The following is a 12,230-nucleotide window of genomic DNA, read 5'->3' on the forward strand; positions in this document are numbered from 1 at the left end:
TTATTCACTCTCCTTAACAACTTCTACTTTTAATATTTTATAGTCTTTATTTTCTAACAGAGATTTTTCAATGGTGATATTTTCCATTTCACCAGGTGCCATGTGTTTTTTCTTAGCCGTTTTGATAATTTCATCGTCTGCTATAACGATTAATTTTACATTTTCATACACATTTCTTGGGCGCATGAATAATTTTACTTTTTCATCAATATTTTCAATAGCAATACTATGTGGAATGGTATAACTAATACCGTTCCCAGCTTTTGTATGAATTACACTTTCTCTTTTATGAATTCCTTCTAATACATATTTTGCTGCATTTCTCCCTGCTCTTTGACTCTCTTCTGTTACAAAGTCTACTAAATCGTGAACATGTAGTACATTACCGCAAGCAAAGACGCCTTCTACAGTTGTCTCCATAGATTCATTCACTAAGGGACCTTTTGTTACGCCATCCATACCTACACCTAGATCTTCAGATATTTCATTTTCAGGAATTAATCCTACAGATAGTAGTACTGTATCACAATCATAATTGATTTCCGTTCCAGGTATAGGTTGCCTGTTCTCATCTACTTTAGAAACAGTTACTCCTTCTACTCGATCTTTCCCCCTTATATCTGTAATGGTATGACTCAGTAAAAGAGGGATATCATAGTCATGTAAACACTGGACGATATTTCGATTTAAGCCACCAGAGAATGGCATAACTTCAACTACTGCTTCAACTTTAGCTCCTTCAAGAGTCATACGCCTCGCCATAATCAGTCCAATATCTCCTGAACCTAAAATAACGACTTTTTTGCCTACCATATATCCTTCCATATTGATGTATCTTTGAGCTGCACCTGCTGTCATAACACCGGCAGGTCTTTTTCCAGGAATGCTGATTGCGCCCCTAGTCCTCTCCCTGCAACCCATTGCTAATACTACAGCTTTTGCATTGTATATTTGATAGCCATCTTTTTTGTTTATGGCATGCACTTGTTTATCTTCTGTAATCTCTAATACCATGGTATTAAGTTTGTATTCAATATTTAATCCTTTTAGCTCATCAATAAATCGTTGAGCGTATTGTGGACCTGTCAACTGCTCTTTAAATTGATGTAAACCAAAACCATTGTGAATACACTGTTGTAAAATTCCACCTAACTCTCGATCTCTTTCGAGGACTAAAACTTTTCCCACACCTTTTTTATGGGCTTCTATAGCTGCTGCTAAACCTGCAGGACCTCCACCTACTACTATCACATCATACTGTGACATTTCTACACCTCCACAATTTAAATGACTACTGTATAATCCTTATTTTTTGGTTCGACCAATAAGAATTCTTGATTCTGGACCATCGTATACGATCTCATCCATATTTTTACCTAATTCTCTAGCTAAGATTTCTACTACTCTTGGTTCACAGAAGCCACCCTGACATCTTCCCGTTCCTGGTCGCACTCTTTTCTTAACACCTTTTACAGTTGTAGCCCCACCTTTTCTATGAATACAATCTACAATTTCACCTTCTGTGATTTTTTCACATCTGCAGATAATATTGCCATATTGAGGATTTTCTTTAATAATTTCGCCTTTTTCTTCAACAGGTAATTCTTCAAAGTGGATGACCCTGTTTCGATATGGGTTAAAGTTTTTATTTGGTTTTAAGTCATTTAATATGCCTTTTACTAAGCCCTCTACCTCTAGTGCTATCGCTGGTGCAGCAGTTAAGCCTGGGGATTCAATTCCTGCTACATTAATAAAACCAGGACATTTTTTTGATTCTTCAATTATGAAATCTCCTCTATCTGCAGTAGCTCTTAAACCAGTAAAGGAGCGTATCACATTACCAAATGGAATGTTTTCAACCATTCTGCCAACTTGATCTCGAACATAATCAAGACCTTCTTTCGTCGTTTCGTTTCCTTCTTTATCTTCAATTGGCGTAGAGGTCGGCCCTAATAAGGTATTTCCATGTACCGTTGGAATTACTAATACTCCTTTGCTCTTCTTCGCTGGACAAGGGAAAATTACAGAGTTAACGATATTACCTGAACGCTTATCTAATACGAAATACTCTCCTGATTTTGGCTTAATAGCAAATTCTTCGCCATGAACTTTAGCATTTAATTCGTCTGCATAAACCCCTGCACAGTTGATTACTACTTTTGCTTCATATATACCCTCATTTGTAGTAATTCTAAAACCTGTTTCAGTCTTTTCAATTTCTTCTACTTTATTGTTAAGGACAAGTTCTACACCATTTTCCATAGCATTTTCCATGCAGGCAATAGCTAATTCCCATGGACCAACAATACCAGCTGTTGGTGCAAGAAGACCTGCTTTTACCTCTTTGTTTACATTTGGTTCTCTTTCTAATATTTCTTCTCTAGTCAATCTTTGTACTGGTACACCATTTATCTTAGATCGTTCTTCTAATTCATTTAGCGTTTCCACATCTTCATCCGTCAATGCGATAGTGATGGAACCAATACTCTTAAATGGTACATCCAATTCCTTACAGATTTGAGGGTACATAAGATTACCCTTTACATTAAATTCAGCTTTCTTTGTTCCTGGCACTGGATCGTATCCTGAATGTACAATGGCGCTATTGGCCATAGTAGTGCCATTTGCTATATCATTTGCTTTTTCAAGCACAAGGACTTTTGCTTCATATTTGGATAGTTCTCTAGCAATTGAGGTACCAATAATACCAGCACCGATAACCACTACATCATACATTGTAATTCCTCCAAATTTATATTTTTCAGAGCTATGAAAGACTAATTCTTTTATTTCTAGATAAATAAAAAGCACATTAAACCGATTTTAATTAAAAAATCGACTAATGTGCTTTCTCCCATTCTCTGCAACTATTAACTTAACTATATTGTAGCACGATAGAAACAGTACGTCAACATTATTTGAGAAATAATTCATAGCATGAAAAACAGCTCGTCTTATTTATTCTCTATCATTTAACTTCCATAATTCCCTATTAGATGTGGTCACTGCTACAGCGCCTGCTTTAATTGCCTCTTCAATATCTTCAGCAGTAGTAATCAATCCACCTGTTATAATAGGAATCTTTATATTCTCTTTTACTGTAGAAATCATCCTTGGCATTAAGCCAGGTAGAACCTCTACATAATCTGGTTTTGAGTTTTCAATCAGTCTATAGCTCTTTTCTAGAGATTGACCATCAATTAAGAAGATTCTCTGAATCGCTATTTTATTTTTCTTCTTAGCCGTTTGTATGACACTAGAATGAGTAGAAATCAATCCTGCTAGTTTTATATTCTGGCATAAGTATATGGCTGCATATTCATCCCTACTTAATCCCTTAATCAAGTCCACATGAATAATGATGCTCTTTCTAGCCCTTTCAGCCATAGTAGAAATAGCATTTAATTGTCCAATGTGAAAATCCATAACGATACAAAATTCATAAGAGCTTTCTAAAAATTTTTCAAAATCCTTCATAGTTGAAATAGCCGGCAATACTTTTTGATTGATTCCTTCCATATTTCTTCTCCTATTATCTTTTTACTTTAGTCCTTGGGAATGGACTCGTCGATTTATTTGGCGAGCGGACTCACGTCAGCTACATCCTGTCGTCGTTCCACAATCCAAACACACTTTGCACGTTCCGTTCTTTACCATACGGGCTCCACCACAGCTAGAACATGTCTCTCCGTAGATTCTTTCACCTTCAACTTCAGTTGATTCTTTTGATTTGTTTTCTTGAACTACATCTACTTCTTGGCTCATTTGATTTACAAAAGTAAAGGTCTGTGGCTTGACTTGACATCTGCTAAAATCTCCAAGTTCAATGTCGATAATCTTGCTCAATAAATCAGAAATGGAGCTTGCAAATTTAATATATGGGTGTCTTGCCACAAAACCAGATGGTTCGTATTGTTGTCCTCTAAGCATTCTGGATATTTCTTTTGGAGGAATATTGTATTGCAACATATTAGACAAAGATTTCGATAAGGATGCTAAAAGACCTTTTACAACGGTTCCTTCTTTATCCGTAGATACAAAGACTTCTGCCATTTTTCCATCCTCATAAAAACCAAGGGTAATATATAATTCAATATCTCCGATTTTTGCAGCATGGGTACGACTAAGTCTCATGCCACCAGGTTTTTTTCTATTTGGAACATTCTTTATACAATTGCGGCTATACCCTAATAATTCCAAATATGAGTATTCTTCTAATTGTTTTTCTTTTTCATGGCTGGTGCGACTCGTTAGTGGCTGACTTACTTTACATCCATCCCTATAAATTGCAATAGCTTTAGCACCTGTTTGCCAAGCTAATTTGTGAATATTGGCCACATCTTCTACTGTAGCATCATTTGGAAGATTTACGGTTTTTGATACAGATCCACTAATTAGTGGAGTAATAGTAGATACCATAAGTACATGACCCTCTGGCCTTATCTGGTTTGCCGTATCGAAAATCTTATAATGCTCTTCTTTTAAATGAGGAGCACCTACTACGCTATCATGTTTAACTAAACCGTCTCCATCCTTTTCTAATATATAATCCATAATTTCATTGATTTCATTTTCTTTATAGCCTAAATTTTCTAAACAAATGTTTAGCACTGGATTAACCATTTCAAGGCTGCCACCACCAATTAATTGTTTAAAAACAATATGGCTGTAGAAAGGTTCAATTGAAGTTGCACCACAATCCATAGCTAGTGAAATGGTACCTGTTGGTGCAATAACACTGACTTGTGCATTGCGGTAACCATAATTTTCACCATTATTCAGGGCGTCTTTCCATGATTGTTTTAATGTATGGCTAATATCGTCTAAATCCATTTTTCTAAGTAGAGAGTGATTGATTTCTATTGGTTTATAATGGAGTTCTTCGTAATCACCTTCTAAAACACCTGCAACCCGACTGTGATTTCTTATAACTCTTAACATGTATTCTTTGTTGATTTCATATTTTTCAAATGCGCCAACTTTTTTAGCTATGAGGGCAGAAACTGCGTAAGAAGTACCTGTCATAATTCCTGATAGAGCTCCTACTAAATTCCTGCTTTCTTCAGAATCATAGGGTAAGCCAAAAGCTAATAGTAGAGATGATGTATTAGCAATGCCTAGACCTGTGGTTCTAAACATATAGGTTTTACGTGCAATGTCTTTTGTAGGAAATTGTCCCCAATGAATGGACGCCTCTAATACAAATTGTATTAGGCCTATTATATGTACAAAGCCCTCTACATCAAATGTTTTTTCTTTGTCCTTATAAAATTTAAAAACATTAATAGATGCTAGATTACAAGAAGTATCATCTAAAAAGGCGTATTCTGAGCAAGGATTCGTAGCATTAATGCGGTTGTACTTAGCTCCTACATTCCCATCTTCTCCAGCTGGGCAAGTATGCCAACTGTTAAACAAATCATCAAATTGCAAGCCAGGATCTGCGCATTCCCAGGCAGCCTTATTGATTAAATCCCAAAGATAACTTACCTTTAAAGTCTTATTAACAGAGGAATCTATTCGTCCTGTAAGCTCAATTTCTGCATCTGGATTTTTAGCCAAGTTAAAGACACTTTCCATAAACTCCTTGTTTAGTCGAACAGAGTTGTTGCTGTTTTGACCCCCTACAGTAGCATAGGCTTCGCCTTCCATAGATGTGTCATAACCCATCTTGCCTAAGTCTCTAACTTTCTTTTCTTCTTTAGCCTTCCAAGTAATAAAACTTTCTATTTCTGGATGATCGATATCGTTAATCACCATTTTTGCAGCTCTTCTAGTAGTTCCACCAGATTTTATTGCCCCTGCATTTCGATCTAAGCCTTGCAAAAAGCTCATCATACCTGATGAATATCCACCATTAGATAATCGCTCATTTAATCCCCTTATAGTAGAAAAGTTCGTTCCTACTCCAGAGCCCCCTTTAAATAATTTTGTCTCGCTAACGTATTGATCCGATATAGAGTGTTCTCCTAAGAGTTTATCTTCCACAGAAAGAATAAAACACGCAGAAGCTTGAGTTCGAGAGTATCTGTCAGGACTTTCCACTACTTTCTTTTCTTTTTCATCATAATAATAAAGCTCGTCTTTTTCACCTTTAATGCCATAACTATTATATAAACCTGTATTAAACCATTGAGGAGAATTGGGTGCCCACATCTGATTTAATAAACCGTAAACTAATTCATCATATAGTATGCTATATTCATTCTCTGTTGAGATTACGCCTTCATTTTTTAATGCATCAACCCAAAAGCAAACTAGCCTATGTGCAACTTCTTTCATACTTCTCTCGTATCCAAACTCGTTACTGACGCCTGTTTTTCTGAAATATTTTGTTGCAATAATATTGCATGCTGTCTGGCTATAGTGTTCCGGGAACTCTAAATTTTTCATATCTGCAATAACTTTACCCGTCTTCCAATTCTTCATTAGTACATCAATCGTCTTCCAGTCAAACAAATCATAAACTGTCAGCGAGCTATTTTGTTCTAATTGTTTCGTAAATATTCTTTTAATTACTGTATCCATATTTGAAACATCTACCTCCTCTATATATTGTACATCGAATACCCATTATACCATATATATGGTATTTCTCCACATAAAAAATTGATTTAGAATAAATATTCTAAATCAATTTTTCTTTGCCTAACCTATTATATACTATAAAGATTTCATAATCAATCTTCTACTCATATAGGTTTTTTCTTTTTTTATATTTACTTAAGTTCGCTTTCAAAGCTATGGCAATCTGTTTCTTGTTGATTTCTTGCCTGAGCTGCATTTTTTGTGACTTGAATTTTATCAAGTGAGCAATAATCTTGGTTTTTAGCATGATATTTACATTCTTCAACTGTACATCCTATACTGTTGTTTATTTTCATCATAGTCACCTCCAATTCTCAATTGTAGTATGACTATTTTCTATGTAAATTATTCAATGCAATCATTACAATTTTAGTTTGTTTTCAGTACCTTTTATAAGCCGCCCAATATTTGCTCTGTGCTTATAGATGGCAATAACAGAGATAATAAATGCAAAAATGAAATTTTGAATCCCCCTTGAAAAGACTAGATTAACCAAAGGAAAAATTGCCATACCACAAATGGATCCAAGAGAAACGTATTTGCTCACTGCTATAATAATAATTCCAATAGCAATACAAATTAACGCTATTATAGGGTCATATACTAAGAACACGCCAATAGAAGTTGCAATGCCTTTTCCTCCTCTAAAACCCATTAGTGCGGGCCAATTATGACCAATGACAACAGCTAATCCACATAAAATCGTCACTACCTGGCTAGAGCCAAACAATCGCCCAATGAGCACAGCTACAACACCTTTTAATACATCTCCCATTAAAACCATAACTGCGTATTTTTTACCTAGTACTCTTAATACATTGGTTGTTCCCGCATTTCCACTGCCGAATTCACGTATGTCTTTTTTAAGTTTTAATTTTGTGAGCAAAAAGGAAAATGAAATATTTCCAATAAGATAACAAATGATTACGATTATAATGTCCTTCATACCATCATCCTTTATTTATTATTCTTGATAATTCAATTATAGCAAAATATACTTTACTATATCTATAAAAACTCAAAATAGCACTCTTTTTATTTTAGTAAACATTAACATAATTTAGCCAATTTGAATATACTGTTAAAAAATAAGGGGAAGTGATTTTTTGCAAATTCATGTTGTTCGACCAGGAGATACTCTATATAAATTATCTCAATCATATAATCTACCAGTAGAAACGATTGCTAGTGATAATGCCATCTCCGACCCTAGTAGATTAGTCGTAGGTCAAGCATTAGTTATAGCAATTACAGGGAGCTATTATTGGGTTTCACCAGGAGATTCTCTCTACATAATTAGCCAGCGTGTAAATGTACCTGTAGATGTCCTCATGCAAGTAAACAATATTCAAAATCCAAATCAACTACCAGTAGGATTGAGATTATACATTCCACCTCGTCCTAGACCTACAAAAGAGGTGGCCGCATATATTGATACCCAAACAACAAGGGAGCGCACTGGTGAAGAAGTTAGGGCTGTAGGGGATCAACTGACTTATTTAAATATTTTTAGTTATGCTGTAGATGCAAATGGCAATTTGACCGCACCAGATGATGAACCTGCCATCATCGCGGCTTATGAACACAATGTAGCTCCTTTAATGGTTCTTACAAATTTTGCAGATGGAACCTTTAGCCAAGATATTGCTACCGCCATTCTCAATAATCCCGCTATTCAAGACACTCTTTTTGCAAATGCGCTCTCTATCATGGAAGAAAAAGGATATAGAGGTATTGATTTTGATTTTGAATACGTGGGCGGTGAAAATCGAGAAGCTTATAATGCCTTTGTTGCAAAAGCAGCTAATTTCTTCCAACCAAATTATTTTGTATCTTCTGCATTAGCGCCAAAATTATCTACAGATCAAGTAGGTACCCTATATGAAGGTCATGATTATGCTGCACATGGTCGAGTTCTAGATTTTGTATTTCTCATGACATATGAATGGGGTTGGTCTGGGGGCCCACCTATGGCTGTTAGCCCTATTAATGAAGTGAGAAGAGTTTTAGAATATGCCATCACCCAAATACCTAGAGATAAAATCATGATGGGCATTCCTCTTTATGGATACGATTGGACACTCCCCTATGTCCCTGGCGGACAATGGGCTAGAGTTGTCAGCCCAGTAAGAGCAGTAGAACTTGCTCTTCAGTATAATGCTAGAATCGAATACGACTACGTTGCTCAAGCTCCTTATTTTAACTATTGGGATGAACAGGGTCGACAACATGTAGTATGGTTTGAAGATGCTCGAAGCATTCAAGCAAAATTCAATCTCGTAAAAAGCTTAGGCATACGCGGATTCTTTTATTGGGCGCTTGGACCTGATTTTCCACAAAACTGGCTACTTGTTGAGGACAATTTTACAGTTGTTAAACAAGTCTAACGAAAGCGCTTTAGCCATCAGCAACCAGCGGACAGCACTCTAAGATTAGAATTTGCGTGTCAAAGATACGATCCTGTACTCAGAATAAGCAGGCAGTAGTTAGGGTTAAAAGGAAAACTATATTACTATAGAACTTGGCAGATAATCTTGTTTTGATTATCTGCTTTTTTATGTATTATGAAAGTTCAACTTTTGGATTTAGCTACTATATAAGCAATCTATACATGTAATTGAAATTTTTGATCTGTTAGACTTGACCTTAGCACTGATGGCTAGTAGCTGATGGCTAAAGTGCGAAAGGCACTTTCTTACAACTGTTAACAATCGTTAACCCTGCTCTTTATTACATTTTTCCCATATTGTTCACGAAACCGCCATCTTACTAGAACAAATATAAAGACAAATCCAAGATAACCAATGAGCGGATAAAGAATAGAAACTAAGTCTGTAAAACCAACAAAGCTCAAGAAATACGCTATAACAACAAAAATACACAAAATCTTTTTAAATTTACGAGAACCTTGTTTTGCGAAACGAGCGGAAAATGCATAAAACATACCTACAGCTGTATTAAAGATCATTCCAAACAAAATAATTGCCATAACAAAACCTAATTTAGTTGATATGGACGAAACCAGCTCTAATAATGGCATATCATACCCAGCAATATAAATTATTTTACCAAACATGGCTAAATGACTTAAAAAAATCAAAATCCCTACAATCATTCCTCCTAAAAGTCCTCCAGCAGATGCCGTTTTTTCATATTTTTCTGCTCCTCCAATAACCAAGGCCATAGGCGCGCCTAATGCAGTATTAAATGACACATAATTAATTGCAGAGATAAACCAGTTCGAAAAATTTTTCTGTTGTATTAATGCCACTTCCTGCAATTGGTTAAACGTCTGATCTATTGTGTTAATAGAATAAAGACAGGTGATCACAATAAACATAATTAAAAAAGGCGTGATAGAACCTATGATAGAAATAACACGGTCTGTATCCATCATACTTACGATTACAATCAACAAGACGATTAATGTGCTTCCTACAATAATAGGAAGATCAAACTGTTGTTTTAAATTAGCACCTGCTCCAGCAATCATTACTACGCCAACACAGAATAAAGTAAAAGTCATGATTATATCTAACATTTTTCCAAGGCGATTTCCACCAATTTTATAAATTACTTCTTTATGAGAATTAGCCTTCATAATACATCCAGTTTGGACAAGCAGCTTACCGCAAATACCAAAAAGTATTATTGATACTATTGTGCCTGCAGTACCTATGATCCCATAAGAAGTAAAATACTGCAATATTTCCTGCCCTGAAGCGAATCCAGCACCTACAATAACGCCTATATAAGCAAGGGCAATTTTAAAAGATTTCATCATATGGTATCCTCCTAATATACTATCTTTAATTGTACGCGTTTGAAGTTCGCTTTATTCATAAGTAGTGATTTTAGACTTTGTTAATCATTCGTTGTTATTTATTAATAAATTTGGGTAATATTAAATGGTACAACAATTTATAAGGAGGAACTTTCATGACAAAAATAGGTATTATAATAGGAAGTACTAGACCAGGAAGAAACGGCGAAGCAGTGGCAAAATGGGTATATGAGCACGCAAAAAAAAGAGACGATGCAGAATTTGAACTAATAGATATAGCACATTACAATTTACCTTTATTAGATGAACCCTATCCAGCTGCAATGGCTCAGTATACAAAAGAACATACAAAAAAATGGGCTGCTAAAATTGCCGAATTTGATGGATATATTTTCGTTACTCCTGAATACAATCACTCTACTTCAGGAGCACTAAAAAACGCTATCGATTACTTAGCCTCAGAATGGAATAATAAAGCTTGTGGTTTTGTAAGCTACGGCAGTGCCAGTGGAGTGCGAGCAGTTGAGACCCTTCGATTAATAGCAGGCGAACTTCAGATGGCTGATGTCCGTGCACAAGTAATGTTCAATTTGTTTACTGATTTTGAAGATATGAGCGTATTTAAACCAAATGATCGCAGTGAAGACTCCCTAAACGGATTATTAGATCAGTTGATTCCTTGGAGTAAAGCCTTGAAGACTTTAAGGAAATAGGTGGTCGAGTGGTCAGCAAAAACATTAACCACCAATGATGGCTTTGAGTCAGCTAAAAGAGGTGAATGTGAAATATTGGCATTCACTTTTTTTATTTAGCCAAAAGTTTTTCCCGTTCAACCGATAAAAGAAAAGACTGCCCACAGAAAAAGAAGGCTATATAAAATATATTAAGTTTCATGGTACTGATGGAGAAGATTATAAAATAGAATTTATTGAACTCACAAATAGAACAGATATTGAAATAACTCAGTATAAGAAAGATAAAAATAGAGATTACGTCCAAATATATTCAGATCTAAGAAATGCTTGTCGAACGATAGTTAAACGATTATTATAAATAAAAAAACGACTCTGAATTTTTATTCAAAATCGTTGTTATTACTATTTAAAAAAATGGTGATCCATCCGCGACTCGAACGCGGGACACCCTGATTAAAAGTCAGGTGCTCTGCCAACTGAGCTAATGGATCACAATAATAGGTATATCTCTAGAACTCTTTTGTTCTCTTTAGTTAGTATGACTAAGCGATTCACGAAAAATCCTTCGGATTTTGGTTCTCTGCTTATGCCAACTGAGCTAATGGATCACAATATTTAAATTGTTCAATGTTCACTTTTCCGTGTTCATTGATACTTGGTGGTGGGAGATGGATTCGAACCATCGAAGGCTGAGCCGACAGATTTACAGTCTGTTCCCTTTGGCCACTCGGGAACCCCACCACAATATTTTTTTACTTTTAAAAAAATGGAGCTGGCAATAGGAATCGAACCTACAACCTGCTGATTACAAGTCAGCTGCTCTACCGTTGAGCCATGCCAGCGTGTTAGTTCTAAGTTTTATGTTCTATGTTTTAAGTAAAACCCTAGTCATCTTCGATGACTTTTGCTTTTACATAGAACTTACAACTTATATCTTATAACTTATTTAAATGGCTCCTCAGGTTGGATTCGAACCAACAACCTCCCGGTTAACAGCCGATTGCTCCACCATTGAGCTACTGAGGAATGAATCCGCGACGTCCTATTCTCCCAGGGCGTTACCACCCAAGTACCTTCGGCGCTGGAGGACTTTACTTCTGTATTCGGTATGGGAACAGGTGTAGCCCCTCCGCTATTGCCGCGGAATGTGTTAGTTCTAAGTT

9 protein-coding genes, 4 tRNA genes and 1 rRNA gene are annotated in these 12,230 nt (G+C 35.8%); 2 read left to right on the top strand and 12 right to left on the bottom strand.

Annotation, left to right across the window (positions count from 1 at the left end; all coding sequences use genetic code 11):
- The 6 genes from DES36_RS07055 to plsY all read right to left on the bottom strand — a co-directional run bounded on the left by DES36_RS07055 (position 1) and on the right by plsY (position 7,534).
- Positions 1-1,266 carry an NAD(P)/FAD-dependent oxidoreductase gene (locus DES36_RS07055; RefSeq protein WP_113920522.1) on the bottom strand — a complete coding sequence of 422 codons (1,266 nt, stop codon included), beginning with the start codon at positions 1,264-1,266 and terminating at the stop codon, positions 1-3.
- A gap of 39 nt (positions 1,267-1,305) precedes the next feature.
- Positions 1,306-2,736, bottom strand: a complete 1,431-nt coding sequence (locus DES36_RS07060) for an NAD(P)/FAD-dependent oxidoreductase (protein ID WP_113920523.1) — start codon at positions 2,734-2,736, stop codon at positions 1,306-1,308.
- 222 nt (positions 2,737-2,958) lie between these two features.
- Entirely contained in the window at positions 2,959-3,519 is a 561-nt protein-coding gene (locus DES36_RS07065; RefSeq protein WP_113920524.1) for a glycerol-3-phosphate responsive antiterminator, read from the bottom strand.
- Between the two features lie 75 nt (positions 3,520-3,594).
- Positions 3,595-6,528 (bottom strand): vitamin B12-dependent ribonucleotide reductase, encoded by a 2,934-nt coding sequence (locus tag DES36_RS07070; protein WP_113920525.1) that lies wholly within the window; start codon positions 6,526-6,528, stop codon positions 3,595-3,597.
- 191 nt (positions 6,529-6,719) lie between these two features.
- Complete coding sequence (locus DES36_RS07075) at positions 6,720-6,884, bottom strand: DUF1540 domain-containing protein (protein WP_113920526.1); 165 nt, start codon at positions 6,882-6,884, stop codon at positions 6,720-6,722.
- 65 nt (positions 6,885-6,949) lie between these two features.
- The gene (gene plsY / locus DES36_RS07080) at positions 6,950-7,534 is read right to left on the bottom strand and encodes a glycerol-3-phosphate 1-O-acyltransferase PlsY (RefSeq protein ID WP_113920527.1); all 585 of its coding nucleotides are present in this window, start codon (positions 7,532-7,534) and stop codon (positions 6,950-6,952) included.
- Between the two features lie 160 nt (positions 7,535-7,694).
- Here plsY and DES36_RS07085 point away from each other — a divergent pair, with 160 nt between their 5' ends.
- On the top strand, positions 7,695-8,975 hold the full coding sequence (locus DES36_RS07085; RefSeq protein ID WP_113920528.1) for a glycosyl hydrolase family 18 protein: 1,281 nt from the start codon (positions 7,695-7,697) through the stop codon (positions 8,973-8,975).
- Between the two features lie 317 nt (positions 8,976-9,292).
- Here DES36_RS07085 and DES36_RS07090 read toward each other — a convergent pair whose 3' ends face one another.
- Positions 9,293-10,372, bottom strand: coding sequence for a YkvI family membrane protein (locus DES36_RS07090; RefSeq protein WP_113920529.1), 1,080 nt, complete (start codon positions 10,370-10,372; stop codon positions 9,293-9,295).
- Between the two features lie 155 nt (positions 10,373-10,527).
- Here DES36_RS07090 and DES36_RS07095 point away from each other — a divergent pair, with 155 nt between their 5' ends.
- Positions 10,528-11,085, top strand: coding sequence for an NADPH-dependent FMN reductase (locus DES36_RS07095; protein ID WP_113920530.1), 558 nt, complete (start codon positions 10,528-10,530; stop codon positions 11,083-11,085).
- 397 nt (positions 11,086-11,482) lie between these two features.
- Here the strand turns inward: DES36_RS07095 and DES36_RS07100 are convergent.
- The 5 genes from DES36_RS07100 to rrf form a co-directional block, all read right to left on the bottom strand.
- Positions 11,483-11,558 (bottom strand) — tRNA-Lys (locus tag DES36_RS07100).
- Positions 11,559-11,723: 165 nt separating this feature from the next.
- A tRNA-Tyr gene (locus tag DES36_RS07105) sits at positions 11,724-11,808 on the bottom strand.
- Between the two features lie 26 nt (positions 11,809-11,834).
- Positions 11,835-11,909: transfer RNA gene (locus DES36_RS07110), tRNA-Thr, on the bottom strand.
- 109 nt (positions 11,910-12,018) lie between these two features.
- Positions 12,019-12,093: transfer RNA gene (locus DES36_RS07115), tRNA-Asn, on the bottom strand.
- Between the two features lie 3 nt (positions 12,094-12,096).
- A 5S ribosomal RNA gene (rrf, locus tag DES36_RS07120) occupies positions 12,097-12,213 on the bottom strand.
- Positions 12,214-12,230 lie beyond the last annotated feature (17 nt).

The sequence above is a fragment of the Alkalibaculum bacchi genome, assembly GCF_003317055.1.
GTDB lineage: Bacteria > Bacillota > Clostridia > Eubacteriales > Alkalibacteraceae > Alkalibaculum > Alkalibaculum bacchi.